The organism is Kribbella sp. NBC_00709, from assembly GCF_036226565.1.
Classification (GTDB): Bacteria; Actinomycetota; Actinomycetes; order Propionibacteriales; family Kribbellaceae; genus Kribbella.
Map to the genome: position 1 here is coordinate 8,797,886 of NZ_CP108996.1, position 14,363 is coordinate 8,812,248.

The 14,363-nt window shown below is 68.3% G+C and carries 23 protein-coding genes; 8 read left to right on the top strand and 15 right to left on the bottom strand.

Features of this window, described 5'->3' with window-relative positions; genetic code table 11:
* From OHA18_RS42730 to OHA18_RS42740, 3 genes are read right to left on the bottom strand one after another with little or no spacing between them, the layout of a single operon-like run.
* Complete coding sequence (locus OHA18_RS42730) at window positions 1-666, bottom strand: response regulator transcription factor (protein ID WP_329001145.1); 666 nt, start codon at window positions 664-666, stop codon at window positions 1-3.
* Window positions 641-1,837: a sensor histidine kinase gene (locus OHA18_RS42735; RefSeq protein WP_329001146.1), complete on the bottom strand. Its 1,197-nt coding sequence runs from the start codon at window positions 1,835-1,837 to the stop codon at window positions 641-643. Before OHA18_RS42735 ends, OHA18_RS42730 begins: the two co-directional genes overlap by 26 nt.
* Before the next feature lie 14 nt (window positions 1,838-1,851).
* Window positions 1,852-2,442, bottom strand: a complete 591-nt coding sequence (locus OHA18_RS42740) for a hypothetical protein (protein ID WP_329001147.1) — start codon at window positions 2,440-2,442, stop codon at window positions 1,852-1,854.
* 241 nt (window positions 2,443-2,683) lie between these two features.
* On the opposite strand from OHA18_RS42740, the gene OHA18_RS42745 reads away from it, so the two are divergent.
* Both OHA18_RS42745 and OHA18_RS42750 read left to right on the top strand, forming a co-directional pair.
* A complete protein-coding gene (locus tag OHA18_RS42745) occupies window positions 2,684-3,214 on the top strand; it encodes a hypothetical protein (protein ID WP_329001148.1) in 531 nt (176 codons plus the stop codon).
* Between the two features lie 98 nt (window positions 3,215-3,312).
* Window positions 3,313-3,798, top strand: coding sequence for a hypothetical protein (locus OHA18_RS42750; protein WP_329001149.1), 486 nt, complete (start codon window positions 3,313-3,315; stop codon window positions 3,796-3,798).
* Window positions 3,799-3,855: 57 nt separating this feature from the next.
* Here OHA18_RS42750 and OHA18_RS42755 read toward each other — a convergent pair whose 3' ends face one another.
* Window positions 3,856-4,407 (bottom strand): YceI family protein, encoded by a 552-nt coding sequence (locus OHA18_RS42755; RefSeq protein ID WP_329001150.1) that lies wholly within the window; start codon window positions 4,405-4,407, stop codon window positions 3,856-3,858.
* Window positions 4,408-4,556: 149 nt separating this feature from the next.
* On the opposite strand from OHA18_RS42755, the gene OHA18_RS42760 reads away from it, so the two are divergent.
* From OHA18_RS42760 to OHA18_RS42775, 4 genes are all read left to right on the top strand, one after another.
* Window positions 4,557-4,955, top strand: coding sequence for a hypothetical protein (locus tag OHA18_RS42760; protein ID WP_329001151.1), 399 nt, complete (start codon window positions 4,557-4,559; stop codon window positions 4,953-4,955).
* A gap of 111 nt (window positions 4,956-5,066) precedes the next feature.
* On the top strand, window positions 5,067-5,555 hold the full coding sequence (locus OHA18_RS42765) for an FBP domain-containing protein (RefSeq protein ID WP_329001152.1): 489 nt from the start codon (window positions 5,067-5,069) through the stop codon (window positions 5,553-5,555).
* Window positions 5,556-5,620: 65 nt separating this feature from the next.
* The gene (locus OHA18_RS42770; RefSeq protein WP_329001154.1) at window positions 5,621-5,875 is read left to right on the top strand and encodes a hypothetical protein; all 255 of its coding nucleotides are present in this window, start codon (window positions 5,621-5,623) and stop codon (window positions 5,873-5,875) included.
* A gap of 31 nt (window positions 5,876-5,906) precedes the next feature.
* Window positions 5,907-6,425: an orotate phosphoribosyltransferase gene (locus OHA18_RS42775; protein WP_329001155.1), complete on the top strand. Its 519-nt coding sequence runs from the start codon at window positions 5,907-5,909 to the stop codon at window positions 6,423-6,425.
* Between the two features lie 2 nt (window positions 6,426-6,427).
* On the opposite strand, the gene OHA18_RS42780 is transcribed toward OHA18_RS42775, so the two are convergent.
* A complete protein-coding gene (locus tag OHA18_RS42780; RefSeq protein ID WP_329001156.1) occupies window positions 6,428-7,657 on the bottom strand; it encodes an exonuclease domain-containing protein in 1,230 nt (409 codons plus the stop codon).
* Between the two features lie 71 nt (window positions 7,658-7,728).
* Complete coding sequence (locus OHA18_RS42785) at window positions 7,729-8,364, bottom strand: hypothetical protein (protein ID WP_329001157.1); 636 nt, start codon at window positions 8,362-8,364, stop codon at window positions 7,729-7,731.
* An 18-nt stretch (window positions 8,365-8,382) separates the two neighbouring features.
* Between OHA18_RS42785 and OHA18_RS42790 the strand changes: the two genes are divergently transcribed.
* Window positions 8,383-8,538 (top strand): hypothetical protein, encoded by a 156-nt coding sequence (locus OHA18_RS42790; RefSeq protein WP_329001159.1) that lies wholly within the window; start codon window positions 8,383-8,385, stop codon window positions 8,536-8,538.
* A gap of 93 nt (window positions 8,539-8,631) precedes the next feature.
* Here OHA18_RS42790 and OHA18_RS42795 read toward each other — a convergent pair whose 3' ends face one another.
* Both OHA18_RS42795 and OHA18_RS42800 read right to left on the bottom strand, forming a co-directional pair.
* The gene (locus OHA18_RS42795; RefSeq protein WP_329001161.1) at window positions 8,632-9,132 is read right to left on the bottom strand and encodes a metallophosphoesterase family protein; all 501 of its coding nucleotides are present in this window, start codon (window positions 9,130-9,132) and stop codon (window positions 8,632-8,634) included.
* Window positions 9,133-9,141: 9 nt separating this feature from the next.
* A complete protein-coding gene (locus OHA18_RS42800; protein ID WP_329001162.1) occupies window positions 9,142-10,131 on the bottom strand; it encodes an oxidoreductase in 990 nt (329 codons plus the stop codon).
* Window positions 10,132-10,312: 181 nt separating this feature from the next.
* On the opposite strand from OHA18_RS42800, the gene OHA18_RS42805 reads away from it, so the two are divergent.
* Complete coding sequence (locus OHA18_RS42805; RefSeq protein ID WP_329001163.1) at window positions 10,313-10,624, top strand: hypothetical protein; 312 nt, start codon at window positions 10,313-10,315, stop codon at window positions 10,622-10,624.
* 190 nt (window positions 10,625-10,814) lie between these two features.
* Here OHA18_RS42805 and OHA18_RS42810 read toward each other — a convergent pair whose 3' ends face one another.
* The 7 genes from OHA18_RS42810 to OHA18_RS42840 form a co-directional block, all read right to left on the bottom strand.
* Entirely contained in the window at window positions 10,815-11,276 is a 462-nt protein-coding gene (locus OHA18_RS42810) for a hypothetical protein (protein WP_329001164.1), read from the bottom strand.
* The gene (locus OHA18_RS42815; RefSeq protein WP_329001165.1) at window positions 11,273-11,518 is read right to left on the bottom strand and encodes a hypothetical protein; all 246 of its coding nucleotides are present in this window, start codon (window positions 11,516-11,518) and stop codon (window positions 11,273-11,275) included. Before OHA18_RS42815 ends, OHA18_RS42810 begins: the two co-directional genes overlap by 4 nt.
* Before the next feature lie 179 nt (window positions 11,519-11,697).
* On the bottom strand, window positions 11,698-12,174 hold the full coding sequence (locus OHA18_RS42820; RefSeq protein ID WP_329001166.1) for a hypothetical protein: 477 nt from the start codon (window positions 12,172-12,174) through the stop codon (window positions 11,698-11,700).
* The gene (locus OHA18_RS42825; protein WP_329001167.1) at window positions 12,174-12,344 is read right to left on the bottom strand and encodes a hypothetical protein; all 171 of its coding nucleotides are present in this window, start codon (window positions 12,342-12,344) and stop codon (window positions 12,174-12,176) included. Before OHA18_RS42825 ends, OHA18_RS42820 begins: the two co-directional genes overlap by 1 nt.
* The gene (locus OHA18_RS42830; RefSeq protein WP_329001168.1) at window positions 12,344-12,820 is read right to left on the bottom strand and encodes a hypothetical protein; all 477 of its coding nucleotides are present in this window, start codon (window positions 12,818-12,820) and stop codon (window positions 12,344-12,346) included. The genes OHA18_RS42825 and OHA18_RS42830 overlap by 1 nt, the downstream gene beginning before the upstream one ends.
* Window positions 12,820-14,085 carry a hypothetical protein gene (locus OHA18_RS42835; RefSeq protein ID WP_329001170.1) on the bottom strand — a complete coding sequence of 422 codons (1,266 nt, stop codon included), beginning with the start codon at window positions 14,083-14,085 and terminating at the stop codon, window positions 12,820-12,822. The genes OHA18_RS42830 and OHA18_RS42835 overlap by 1 nt, the downstream gene beginning before the upstream one ends.
* A gap of 17 nt (window positions 14,086-14,102) precedes the next feature.
* Window positions 14,103-14,363: a hypothetical protein gene (locus OHA18_RS42840; RefSeq protein ID WP_134114190.1), complete on the bottom strand. Its 261-nt coding sequence runs from the start codon at window positions 14,361-14,363 to the stop codon at window positions 14,103-14,105.

A 14,363-nucleotide genomic window follows, 5' to 3' on the forward strand; every position in this document is an offset into this window, starting at 1 on the left:
CTAGTGTCGCGGACCCGGGGTCACCACGCCCGCCTCGTAGGCGTAGACGACCGCCTGAGCACGGTCACGCAGGTCCAGCTTGGTCAGGATGTTGCTGACGTGCGTCTTGACGGTCTGCTCGGCCAGCACCAGTTCGTCCGCGATCTGCCGGTTGGACAGCCCGCGGGCCACCAGCCGCAGTACGTCGGTCTCCCGCGGCGTCAGCCGCACCGGAGTGATCGGTACGACGGGCTGCGCCCGCGCGAAGTCCTCCACCAACCGACGGGTGACAGACGGGGCCAGCAGCGCATCGCCGGCAGCGACGACCCGCACCGCCGCTGCCAGCTCGTCCGGCGTCGAGTGCTTCAGCAAGAACCCGCTCGCACCGGCACGAAGAGCGGCGTACACGTAGTCGTCGAGATCGAACGTCGTCAGCATCACGACCCGTGGCGGCTCGCCCGGAGCCGAGTCGGCGAGGATGCGCCGGGTCGCAGCGAGGCCGTCGAGCACCGGCATCCGGACGTCCATCAGGATCACGTCCGGCTTGAGCTCGGCAGCCAACTCGACCGCCTGGGCCCCGTCACCTGCCTGTCCGACCACCTGAAGATCCGGTTGCGCATCGAGCAGTGCGCTGAAGCCGGCTCGCACCATCTCCTGGTCGTCAACCACCATGACAGTGATCGCCACTCGCCACCTCCTTCCCGACCGGAATGATCGCCTGCACCAGATAACCGCCTTCAGGGGTCGGTGCAGCACTCACTGTCCCGTCGACGAGCGCCACGCGCTCACGCATGCCCGTCAGCCCATGACCACCACCCGGCGCCGGCGTGGGAGTACCTGGCGGTGGAGTGTTCTGCACGGTGACCACCAGCTCACCACCGCTCTGTTTGACCGACACCTCCACCGCTGCGTGCGGCGCATGCCGGACCGCATTGCTGAGCCCCTCCTGCACGATCCGGTACGCCGTCAACTCAACGGTCTCGTCGAAACCAGCAGGCACCTCTCCTGCCAGCCGCACATCCGCACCGGCCCGACGGGTGCTCTCGACGAGGTCAGCCAACTCCCCCAGTCCAGGCTGCGGGCCCAGCTCCCCCATCGGCGGCTGCTCGACCGGTTCACGCAGCAGACGCAGTACCCGACGCATCTCCGTCAGCGAGACTCGCGCCGCGTCAGCGATCTCGGTGAACTCGTCACGGATGCTATCCGGTACGTCGACCAGCCGGTGCGGTGCGCTGTCCGCGCGCACCACCACTACGGACAGGTGGTGCGCCACGACGTCATGCAGCTCGCGAGCGATCCGGGCCCGCTCCTGCAGACGCTCCCGCTCGGCGCGCTCGGCCTTGCTGATCGTCTCCTGCTCTACGAGCCGTCTGTTCGTCTCGCCGCGGGTGCGGATCAGGTCGCCCACCACGACTGCCACTGCCGAGAGGACTGCCATGGTGATCAGACCGCGCCAGCTGCCGCGGTCCGGCGCCAGTGCGGTGGCGACGACGCCGAGGGCCTGCGTCACCACCCACCAGCTGATCTGCTCGCGTCGACCGAGTCCACGAGCACCTGCGATCGCAATGACGAACGAGTGCCCGAACGCTGCCGTCGTACCCCACGGCCACGGCTCACTCGAGCTGACCGGCGTGGTCAGCGCCGCAGTGACTGCAGTGGTGACGAGTGAGACCAGCATCGCTGCCCTGGGGCGCAGCCACGCCAGGCTCAGGGCCAGCGCCCGCGCGATCGCGAGCGCCAGCACCGCCCCGAGTTGTACGTCGTAGTGCTGCCCGAGATCCAGGACCGTCAGGACGAGCAGCGTCGCGACCCCGAGCGCCGCGACCCACGCCCACCGCCCACGCGGCCACTTGTTCACGGGTTGGACCCTACTCACAATTGCTGGAGCCAGGCCCAGAAGAATGCCAGACAACCGGCCGCCAGCACGATAGTTGCCGGAAGCACCCACCTGCGCGCCGGCAGTCCGTACAGCGGCCGCACCAACTGGGCCTGCAGCGCCGCGATCCCGCGCAGCGCGAACAGGAACGCGACGACGCACGGTACGGCGATGAGCCCGTGCGCCGTCCACGCACCGGCCCGGGTCGGCCCACCCCACGTACCGGGCTCGATCGCGCCGTGGTCGACAAAGCCCCAGAACGGCCCGCGTACCACGGCCGTCAGCACCAGCAGCATCAGGAACCAGCTCGCCAGCCCGAGCACCACACTGATCAGCCCGTACCCGAAGACAACACCGGCCGCAGGCTCGCCGGCACCACCGGTGCCGACCAGACCTCGCCAACCGAGCCGGAACGCCGCCAACCTGCACCAGCGTCGCCCGGCAGCCTGTCGCTCCCCGAGCACCGCGTCCGCCATCGTCTGCACGCCGACCGGCGCCAGCAACGCGTCGTACGCCAGCGACCTCCCCAGCCGCCGCGTCCTGCCCTCTGCCGTGGCCGCCTGGTGGCGGGTCAGTGTGTCCGTCATCGCGTCTCCTCAAGTCTCAGGTCCTGAGATAGAGGCTAGGAATCGGACGCCGCCGGCACATCCAGCCGCGGAGCCAACCGGGGACCAGTACCCCGGTAGGGGGTCGATGTGATCTAGGTCACAGTGACCACGATGCGTGTCCCGACGTTACACGGTCAGTGCCGGATGGCGTACACGGCTCGCTGGGCTGCCCGACGGCACGAGCGGCGATGCCGCGTCCAACAGGAGGTACACGGACACCATGCGCATGCGGAACCTGGCGGTGACCGCCACGCTGATCCCGGTTTTGCTGCTTCCCGGCTGCGGCACCGACGCCGGCGTCGCCAACGCGGCACCTGCCGCCCACAAGGCGGCCCGGCCAGACCTCACCGATCAAGCGGCCGCCGACGACCCGGTCGTGAACGCGTACTACGCGTACCGGATCGCGCTCGACGTGATGATGCGCAGCGGCGGCGGGAAGACGGGGCAACTGCAGCAGGTGATGACGCCGAAGATGTTCCAGGCGATCAGCGCGCAGGCGAAGTACTTCCGGACCCGGAAGCTGCACAACACCGGCGCCACGAAGGTCCTGTGGGCCAAGCGGACCATCGCGTCGAACGGCGTCATCGTCAGCGCCTGTTACGACACCTCCGCAGCCCGCACCGTGAACTCCCGCGGCCACTCCGTCCTCCCGAACACCACCCCGACCCGCTGGCTGGACCAGATGCGCGTCTTCCCCCAGCAGTCCCGCTGGATCGTCGACGGCGGCACAACCACCCCCAACGCCTGCTGATTCGTCCCAGTGGGATCACGATTGCGTGGCCCCGGATTCCCTCGTCGCCTGCCGGGCAAACTCACCGCTGAGTGCCGGCTAGGTCGAGGGGTCCACCGATGATCGACACGAGTTTTCGACGTTGGCTGCCGACGTGGTGCGGCGGCCGTCGTCCGCCGGAGTCCTTCCGGCGGACGAACTCCCGCGTCAGTCGTCTCGCCGTGCAGTACGACGCCGAGGTCGACGCGGCGCTGCAACGCCTGTGGCCGAAGGCGCGGGTCTATCACGACCGCGAGTTCACCCGGGACCGCGCGGACTTCCTGCTGGTGGTGCGCGGCCGCGGCGTGATGATCGAGACCAAGGTCAAGAGCGACCCGGGGCCGTTCCACGGCTCCACCCTCCCGCCACTGCTGGATCGCCTCCAGCGCGACGGCCGCCGCCTCGTCGTACTGCTCAACCAAGGCGACCCCGCGCCCGCCCGCGACCTGATCAGCAGCAAGCTCGGCGACAAGGGCCGCATCGTGGTCTGGTCCTGCCCCGACGACGACACCGAGCTCCGCGAAGCGGTCGAATCTCTGCTGCAGCAAACAATCCGGCACGCCTGAAACGCAGACGTGGGTGTCGCCGGCCGGCGACACCCACGTCAACAGATCAGGTACAGCTTAGGCGTTCTTGATCGCGGAGACCTCGAGCTCCAGCGTCACCTTCTCGCTGACCAGCACGCCGCCGCCCTCGAGCGCCGCGTTCCAGCTGACGCCGAAGTCCTTGCGGTTGATCACGACCGAGCCCTCCAGGCCCACGCGCTGGTTGCCGAACGGGTCGGTGGCCGCACCGGTGTACTCGAACGTCACGTCGACCGGCTGCGTGACACCGCGGATCGTCAGGTCGCCGGACACCACGAACTCCCCGTCGCCGCCCGGCTTGACCGCGGTCGACACGAAGGTGATCTCCGGGTGCTCGTCCATCGCGAGGAAGTCGTTGCTGCGCAGGTGCTCGTCGCGCTGGCCGTTGCGCGTGTTGATGCTCTTCGCCTGGATCGTCACCTTGCCGGACGAGTTGGCCGGGTTCTCGCCGTCGATGTGGAACGAGCCCTCGAACTCGTCGAACGCACCGCGGACCTTGGTCACCATCGCGTGCCGGGCACTGAACCCGATCCGGGTGTGCGCCGCGTCGAGCGTGTAGTCGCCGGACAGTGCGGCGTACTCGTTGGACATCGCGGATTCCTCCAGGGGACTAGTTGAACTTTACACAGTACAGATTTCACCTTTGACGCTCAGAAGTCCACCCCCCACCCGGCGTGTTCACCTCCTGGACCTGTTGGGACCGGAGAATGGACCGCGATCGAGGAGAGAGTGGGGGTTCGGTGGAGCGGAAGGTGTTCTGCGCGTCGGGGCCGAGTGACGTCTACCGCGCGGTGAGTACGGCGCTCGGGCGGGAGCGGTTCTGGGCCGTCTCGGCGCCGGAGTCGGGCGGGGTGATCTCGTTCGTGCTCGCGGACGGCCGCACCGGCGAGTGCCGGATCGAGCAGGCCGTCCAGGACGAGCTCTACCGGCTGCGGTACTTCGGCCGGACGCTCACGTTCACGCTCGCCGCCGGCGAGACGAGCGGCACCGAGCTCACCCTCGGCACCGACGATCCCGCCGACCCCGACACCTGGGCCGAGGTCGTCTCGCTGCTGCTGCGGCTGAAGGCCTCGGTCGACTTCGGCGTCGACCTCCGCAGCCACGACACCACTCGGACCACGGCGTACGCCGACAGCTGACCGTTGCCCCCAGCAACAGAATTATTCGGTTGCGGGGTGGTCACGCCTGCGGTTCTCATGAGGGGGTCCCCAGACCCCCTTACAGGTGGTCGAAGATCGGGAGGGAACGTCGTGGAACCGCTCAGCGCCGAACAGATCAGGCGCTCGTTCGTCAATTCGACCAAGAGCCAGGTGAAGGCGATCGCGCTGCCGTCGCGGTTCACCGAGCTGCCCTGGGAGTCGCTGGACTTCCTCGGCTGGCGGGACGGGAAGGCGCCCAACCGCGGTTACCTGGTGGTACAGCGCGACGGCGGGGTGACCGGGATCGCGGTCAGCACCCAGACGTCGGGGGCCGCGCGCCGGTTCGCCGGACTGTGCGACCTGTGCAACACCGCGCATCACGTCAGTGACGTTGCGTTGTTCGCCGCCCGCCGGGCCGGTTCGGCCGGCCGCGAGGGGAACACCGTCGGCACGTACATGTGCGCCGATCTCGCATGCTCGCTGTACATCCGCGGCCTGCGCGAGCTCGACCTGCCGCAGGGCGAGACCGCCACTGCGGAGGTCCGCGCCGAGCGGCTCACGACCCGCCTGGAGACTTTCGTCCGACGCGTACTCAGCTGACGTCCCGGGACACTACGCTGGGGTTGCACCATCGGCCCGCAGAGGACAAGGGAGAGCGAGTCGCGATGACCGAGTTCCGCATCACGCACGAGATCCACCAGACACATCCGGACATCCGCGAGACGCTCACCGCCACCACCATCGAGGCGATCAACGAGTCCAGCGCCCGGTCGGCCGAGGACGCGGCCCGGGTGCTGCGGCACAAGCTCGCCGAGATCGGCGTCCAGATGAGCGAACCGGCCTGCCTGTCCGCGATCGAACGCATCCGCTCCGGCAAGCAACTCCGCTTCGAGATCGAGCCACTCCCGGACGAGGGCTGACCTCGCGGCGGCGCCGGATAGGGTGCCGGGTGTGCAACTCGAAGAACTGGGACGACGGATCTACGCGACAGCTCACCTGACCGGGGAGTTCGTCCTGCGATCGGGACAGACAACGACGGAGTACTTCGACAAGTACCGGTTCGAGGCCGACCCGGTGCTGCTGGACGAAGTGACGGCGGCGATGGTCCCGCTGATCCCCGAAGGAACCGAGGTGCTGGCCGGCCTGGAGATGGGTGGCATCCCGGTCGTGACCGCCCTCGGCCGGCACACCGGTCTGCCGTGCGCGTTCGTCCGCAAGGAGGCGAAGTCGTACGGCACCTGTCGCCTGGCTGAAGGCGCCGACATCGAGGGCCGCCGCGTCACGATCGTCGAGGACGTCGTCACCACCGGTGGCCAGATCGTCCTGTCGACCAACGATCTCCGCGCGCTCGGCGCGACCATCACCGACGCGCTCTGCGTCATCAACCGCAACCTCAGCACCCCGGCTCCGCTGACCGAGGCCGGCCTGACCCTCCACGCCCTGCTGAATCCGGAACACCTGACCGCCTGACCTCACCCGGCCTTGCGCTCGTCCACAGGCAGGAGGCGGCGGAAGTCCTCCACCGAGATGATCGGTACGTCGAACTCCCGCGCCATCCGAGCCTTGACCGACAAACTGTCGACATCCGCGGCCACCAGGAACGTCGTCTCGGGCCGGACCGCCTCCTGCGGGACGAACCCCGCCGCCACCGCCCGGTCCCACCACACCTCGCGAGGCTCGACCATGTCGCCGGTGAAGACCATCGTGCTCCCCGGCGGAAACCCCCGCGCCCCAGGACGATCGGGTACGACGTACCGCCCGTTGCTCGCCCGGAGCAGCGCCTCGTCGACATCGTCCGCGCGACGCCCGAGCATCACCGCGACCCGGTCGACATCGTTGCGCTGATCCGGTGTGATCGTCCCCGCTCCCCACGACGCCGTCGCGAGGGCCGCCACATACCAGCGGTGGAGGTTGTCGACCTGCGGGCGGGTCAGGCCCAGGTCGGTTGCCACCTGCACCAACTGGTCCGCGTCCGTGGCCGTGATCTCGCGGTTGGCGAGGATCGTGTCCAGCAGCACGAGGTACGAGTCGGCCTGCGGCGGCTCCGGCACCCGTGGCAGCTGGTCGACGAGCCGGCTCATCCAGCCATGCCGTCCACCGGCGTGGACCGGGCGCACCGTCGGCGCGACGTCCGTCCCCGGCAACGCGGGCCACTGCCGCCGGCGCACCTCTTCGTAGGCCCATTGCCAGGGCGGCGGGGACGGGAAAGCCTTCAAATACTGGGAGAACAGCTCAGCGGTCGCGCGCGTGTCGGCCATCGCCGAGTGCCAGCCCTCGATCGAAATGCCCGCCGCCGCGCAGCACGCGCCCAGCGTCCGCTTCGCTCCCGGATACAGATATCCCGCCAGCGCCATCGTGCACATCGATCGCTCGGTGATCAGCGGCACGGCGACGCCGAGGCGCGCGAACTCCGCCCGCAGGAACCCGAGATCGAACTCGACGTTGTGCCCGACAACCATCCGCCCCGCGAGCAGCCGGCCCAACTGCCGCGCGATGTCACCGAACTCCGGCGCCGCCAGCACGTCGGCGGTCAGGATCCCGTGAATGTGCTGCGGACCCAGGTCGCGCTGGGGATTCAGCAACGTCACCCACTCGTGCTCGACCTGCCCGCGAGCATCCAGCAGCACAACGGCGATCTCGATCACCCGATGCCGATGACTCGGCAGCAGGCCAGTCGTCTCAGTGTCGATGACGGCGTACATCCCCGGGCCTCCTCCGGCTCGATGACCGACTGGAACAACCCAATCACACGCCGCCGACAGTTTCGGTTCCGTCAGGTATCGGAGGGAATCTCGACCTCGATCTCTTCGCCGAGCCGCGCTCCATGGGCCAGCTGGAGTTCATCGCCGCTCCAGAACCGGCCCGGGTCGTACCAGTTGAGCTTCCGCCCGCGCAGCAACCCCATCTCCTCGTACGTCACCGCGACCACCTCGGCGCAGTACGCCGACTCCAGCTCGAGCTCCCGCGATCCGCGCCGGATCGCCGGCACCCGCCCGCGCACCCACCTCGATGCGAGCCGGGCCGTCGACGGGAACGGCGTACCGTCCAGGCGAGCGACAGTCCGCAGTACGGCGTCCTCCATCTCCCGCGTGACGGGATGATCGAGCTGCCGCAGCCAGGCCTGCTGGCCGTACTTGCGCGCCCACACCAGCACCGCGTCGCGCAGATTGTGCAGCTGCGCGCCGCGCTGGTGCTGACCGGTCCACATGTCCGGCAGCGAACGGCCCAGCTCCGCGTGCCACATCAGCGGCGGGAGATCCTCGACCACGACGGCCATCCCGACGTGGTTGACCGGGCTGTTGGTGGTCAGCTGGATAGCGCGATCCGCGGCGCTGCCACCGCGGAACAGCCAAATGTCACCTGTTCGTGTCAGTTCCGTAGCGTCATCCAGTGAAATCCGGCTGTTCACGTCGCTAGGTTAGTCGCCATGAAGGTATGGAAGGTGGTAGGGCTTGCGGGGCTCGTCGGCGTGGCCGCAACGGGCGTGGTGATTGCACGGGGCGAGCGGAAGCGCCGCGCGTACACGCCGGAAGAGGTCCGCGATCGCCTCAAGACCCGGGTCAAGGAAGCAGCACACGTCTGACCCCTCGGCCGCGCAGGCGGGACACGCCGTAACTCGGTGGTACGGCGCTGATCCCGCCTGCGCGGCCGCATTCGTTGCGGTACGCAACCAGTTCTACAGGTTGTGGAGGGCAACGTCTTCCAGCCGGCCGGCGGTGATGGTCGCGGTCTGGTAGGTGCAGTACGGCTGGCGCCTGCGATCGGTCGGCGACCCCGGATTCAGCAGCCGCAGCCCACCCGGGCTCGTCGTGTCCCACGGGATGTGGCTGTGCCCGAACACGAGCAGATCCACCCCCGGGTACGCCGCTTCGCAGCGCGTCTCGCGGCCTTGTGCCGAACCGGTCTCGTGCACCACGGCGATCGACAGCCCGTCGAGGGTCACTCGTGCGACCTCGGGCAACCGGGCCCGCAACTCCGGACCGTCGTTGTTGCCCCAGCACCCGATCACCTGTGCTCTTCCGGCCGCACGGGCCTCCAACTCGTCCAGCAGCCCGACGCTCACCCAGTCGCCCGCATGGATGACCACGTCGGCACGCTCGATCGCCTCCCACACCGGCTCCGGCAGCTTCTTCGCCCGAACCGGCAGGTGAGTGTCTGAGATCAGCACCAGGCGCATGCGCCCACCCTAGGCGGTCAGTGACTCGATCAACTCCTTCTCCTTGGCCGGGCTCAGCCCCGCGCGCCGCTCCCGCTCCAGGCCGAGCTCCCGCTCCCAGGCGAGTGCGTCAGCCAGGAACTCCCGGCGCGAACGGTGCGTCAGCCCGGCCGCGGCCGCCGCGGCACCACTCCGCGACGACCAGCCTTCGTACCCAGGCTCGGTCAGCCACATCGCCAGCGAATCCGGCCCCATGTACTGCTCGACCTTCTGCTCCTCCAACCACTTCCGCGGCGCAGGCACCACCGGCCCCGTGTGACCGCCCACCTCGCGCGCCAGCTGGATCCACTCACCGAACGGCACCACCGGCCCGCGCGTGTCGAACGTCCCCGTCCGGCCCTCCGTCGCGTTGTCCAGCAACCAGCCGGCCAGATCGCGGACATCCACCACCGACGTCGCCAAGTCGGGTGTGTCCGGCACCAGCATCGGCTCCTCCGGCGCACGCGCCGCCCGCGCGACCCATGAGCCCGATCGATCGCTCCGGTCCCCCGGCCCGCCGATCAACCCGGCGCGGGCGATCACCAGCCGATCCCCCACCACCTCCCGCGAAGCGAGCTCGCAGGCGACCTTGGCCTCCCCGTACAGCTCCCGCTCGGCCACATCCAGCTCGGTCGGCTCCCGCAGTACCGCGGTCTCGTCGGCGCCGGGCGTGTCGTACTTCGCGTACGCGTTCACCGACGACACGTAGGTCCAGTGCTTCGCCCGCGCACCGAAGGCGGCCAGTGCACCCCGCACGAACCCTGGCTGCCACGACACCTCGAAGACGGCATCCCAGTCCCGCGGCGGCACAGCGTCGTACGCATCGGGGAGGCTGCGATCGACCGCGATCAGCTCGGCGCCTTCCGCGACCGCGCCGCTCTCACCGCGCGCCAGGCAGGTCACAGAATGCCCACGCGCCACTGCCTGCGCAGCGATCTCACGACCGAGCCACGCCGTCCCACCGAGGATCAGAATCTCCATGCAGGCAAGCCAATCAGGCCCCGCCGACAAAACCCAGACGCCTCTGCCGAGGGCAGAAACGGCGCGTGATCCGGCTGCCCCGTCAGGTCACCGTCACCGGTCCACCCTTGCCAGCCAGGCGATCCAGGCGCACTGTCGAAGGAGACACCCAGGGGTGAGTGTCCGGATCACAGGGGGAGAAATGGCTGGTTTCGTTCAGATCATCGAATACCGGACGTCGAAGCCGGACGAGATCCAGGCGCTGATGGAGGACTTCCAGTCCAAGCGCCAAGCCGAAGGGGACGGGCCGTCCCCGGTCCACGGGCTGGCCTGCGCCGACCGGGACGAGCCGGGGCGCTACTTCTCGATCATCGAGTTCGCCTCGTACGAGGAGGCGATGGAGAACTCCCGGCGGGCCGACACGACCGAGTTCGCCACCAAGATGATGGAGCTCTGCGACGGCCCCAGCAGGTTCTACAACCTCGACCAGCTCGCGGAGATGAAGTACCGCTGACCGGTCCCGGCCCAGGCGTATCGCGAGTCCGCCTGGGCCGGTACCGCGCCGGGTACGGCGTACGCCGGCTCGTCGAGGCGTACGCCGTACCCGGGCCACGACCGGTGCCGGGAGGGGGTAACGGCACCGATGCGCGCTGATCAGATCGGGTCCGCGGCGCCGGATCCGCTCTGAACGATCCGCTGACTGCTCAGCGGAAGACTCGGTACGACGTCCAGGTGGACGGCGGTGCTGCGCCCCGCTTGCCGCGGTCGAAGTCGCCCTCCGGCCCGAAGCCCCGGTCCGCGGCCAGGTCGCGGTCGGAGCGGCGAACGCCGTCGACATCGTGGTGGAGCGGGTCGGGATCCTGCGGCTCGGGGGTCGAGTGCAGGTCCGGCCACGGGCGGGGTGGTAGGGACTCGCGGGGCGGCAACTTCAGGTCGGGGTCGGGACCCGGTTCCGGGTCGAGCCACTCGACCTCGGTGGCCCCGCCGTGACCGTGGATGGCGATGACGGAGTCGATGCCGTCCCACACGGTCGTGGTCGGATAGTCGCCGTACCAGCGCAGCGCGACCGATCCGTCGGTGAACTGGACACCCTCGGCAACGGGTCCGGTGCCGCTGACACCGGAGACGTCCTGATGACGGATCAACCGAAAACGACGGGAACTCATTTCGGCGCCACCTCCCAGAGCCGCTCCCCCGGCAGCTTCCGGTCCGGACCCGGATCGTGGTCCGGCACTGGATCGCTGGTCACCCGGAGCCCGGCGAACCGCCGCGACATGGCCGCCGCGTACCGCTCGGCCAGTTCGGCTTCGGCCCGGTAGTCGGCGACCACATGGTCCCCGAACCAGACCCGCACCCGACGACGCTCCACCCGGACCGCACCCGGGTGAGGATCACCACCGTCGGCCATCTCAATACACCCGGCACCGAATCGAGCCGGTTCCCATCAGCGACCTCGCAACACCCTTCACGTCAACCACTTCCACTTCCCTGTGGGGATGGGTTCACAGGTAGTGACGAACCTCTCAGCACTTCATGACGCCATTCCGACGAAAAATCTCACAGCCGGTGAGGAGCCCCGGCACTACGTCAGCCGACGACCCACGGACGCCAGGTCGCGATGTCTTCGGCGTCGGGGGTGATCAGGGGGTCGAAGGTGTGGGTGCCGGCTTCGGGAAGGTGGGCTGACAAGAGGGTGTCGAGGTTGTGCACGAGCAACGCGGGTACGTCGGGCCTTGCCGCGACGAGATCGTCGAAGATCGACCTGGTCTCGCGGAGCTGCCACTCCTCGTCTTTCGTGCCGACGAGCCGGACGCGTAGATCGATCGGATACCGGTCGAGCGCCTGGACCTCCTCCGGATCCGGATCGGCGACAGCAAACCCGTTCGGACGCACCAGGACTCCCACCGTGCCCGATCCAGACCGCGCAGAGCGCCGGAACAGCCGCTCGTCCTCCTCCAGCCCAGCCTCCACGACGGCCTCGAGCCCAAGTGTGACGCTCAACCATTTGGCCAGGTCACCCAGCGACTCGTCGCCAGCCAGAAAGATGTTGTCGTCGATCGACATCAGTTGAAGATCCAGCGCTGCCAAGTGTCGACGGCGTCGAGGGAGGCGGCCGGCGGGAAGGTGTGGATGCCGGAGAAGCAGGCCGCGACGATCCGGGACATGGCGTGGGCAAGTACGAGGGCTACCTGTGGTTGCGTCGACGCGAGGACGCTGATGTCGCAGTTGGACATCAGGTAATGACCCACGGACGCCAGGCGTCGATGTCTTCGACGTCGAGGCTGGTTCCAGGTGGAAAGGAGCGCACACCGGCGCCGGGGAGATACGCCGCGGTCAGAAGGGCCATGTTGTGACTGAGGACCATCGCCAGGTCCGGCCGCCGACCGGACAACTCGTCGAAGATCGCGCGGGCCTCTCGTTCCTGCAGCTCCTCGTCCTTCCGCCCGGCGTACCGAACGTCGACCACGCCCTGATACCGGTCGATCGCTGACACATCAGCAGGCTCAGGATCTACCTCGCCGTACACGTTCGGCTCAACGAGGACGTACAGCTCGCCGTCCGCTGTCCGGGCGCGACCACGGAACAGGTACGCACCGTCCTTCAGGTCGGAATCCTCAACGGCTTCGAGCCCGAGCGCCTCTCCCAGCCATCGGGCCATGCCGGCTAGCTGCTCGTTGCCGGCCAGAAAGATGTTGTCGTCGGTCGACATCACAGCTCCTTGGTAAAGGTGACCAAACGCCCGTCACCGAGGATGACATGAACCACCGACGCGACCGTGGAGCCCGGCTGACCGACCGCTCTGCGAAACGACCGCAGTGCGGTGTCCTCGGTTACCCCCGCCTGCCGGCCGTCGATGACTACTTCACGCCGTGCTCTGAGCTGAACCGCGGCTTTGAGCGCCTGGCCGCTTGCCTTGAGCATGGCGCGTTTAACGGCATTCGACTCGCCGACGTCCTGGGTCTTGAACTCGACGATCGCGCCTTCGTCTTCCCGGTCCTTCCGAAGCATCGAGTCCGGGTTCTTCTTTCGATGCGTGGTGTGGTCGGCCCGCCTTGCATCAACCCGCCAGCCCTCTTCTTCCAGGCGCTTCCCGATCTCTTGCTCCTTCCGGTCGAACAAGTTGTCGGGATCGAACACGCCGGGCTCGAAGTCCGCACCCAACGCCCCGAGGTCGAAGGCCGGGTCGAAGTCGAGGGTGGGGAGGTCGGGGAGGTTGATGTCGACGATGATTGGCTGGGGGCGGTCTTCCTCGGGGTAGTCGAAGGTGGCATTTACCTCGCCCGTGGTGATGGTGAGGGTGGCGTGCTGCCAGTGTTGGTCTGCCGAGTCGGCCATTGCGGCCAGGAGGGCTTTGACGGGCTCCGCGAGGTCTACCTCGATCTCGAAGTCTTCGAGGAGATGCTCTTCGCGTTTCCGGTCTTCTTTTTCGTTGCGTTCTTCGAACTCGAGCTCGCCGGACTCGAGGACGGTGATCTCTACCTCGAGCGGTTCCTGGTCGTCGCGGTCGTCGTCCTTCTCGTGGGCCTTGTGGTATTTCTCGAAGGCTTTGCGGGCGACGGTGATCAGTGGGGGTTCGTTGTCTTCAGCAACTTCTAGGTCTTCGTAGATGAAGGTGAGGCGCTTGGTTCGGCCCCGGGAGTCGAGGTCGGTGGAGCCGCCGGTGGCCTTGTTGCGGTTCGCCGAGTCCGACGAAGGGCGGTTCGTGGACGGGCCCGGCGTACCGACGAGGCCCTCGGCCCAGCCGCGGGCTTTCGGGGGTGCCATCGAGAGGTAGTGGGCGGCGGCCTCGCAGGCTCGGGCGGCGGCGTCGAGTTGCTGGGCGGCGACGGTTGCCTGGCCGCGGGATGCGATCAGGGCGAGCTGGGCGTTCTCCCGGCACCGTACGGCGGTGCGCTGCAGCTGCTCGACGACCCGTGGGATCTCGTCGAAGCAGTCGACCAGACCGCGCGCGACCCGCTGCAGCTCCGACGGCATCCCGGCGCCCCGAACTCCTAGATCTGGTCGGCGTAGTTCTTGCAGCCGGCCGAGGCGATCTCGAGGGCTTCGGCGGCCTGCTCGACCGCCTTGCCGGCGGCCTCGAGGATCTCGGTGATGTCGCGGTCGATGCCGGTGGCGGTACCCGCGATCAAGCTCTCCACCAGCTGGCTGTGCTGGGTGAAGCGGAGCTTGAACCCGGCCAGGCCACCCGCTGCCTGCTTGGCCTCCATCGAGACCTGGTGCAGCTGTTCCTTGAGCCGCAGTACGTCGGACAC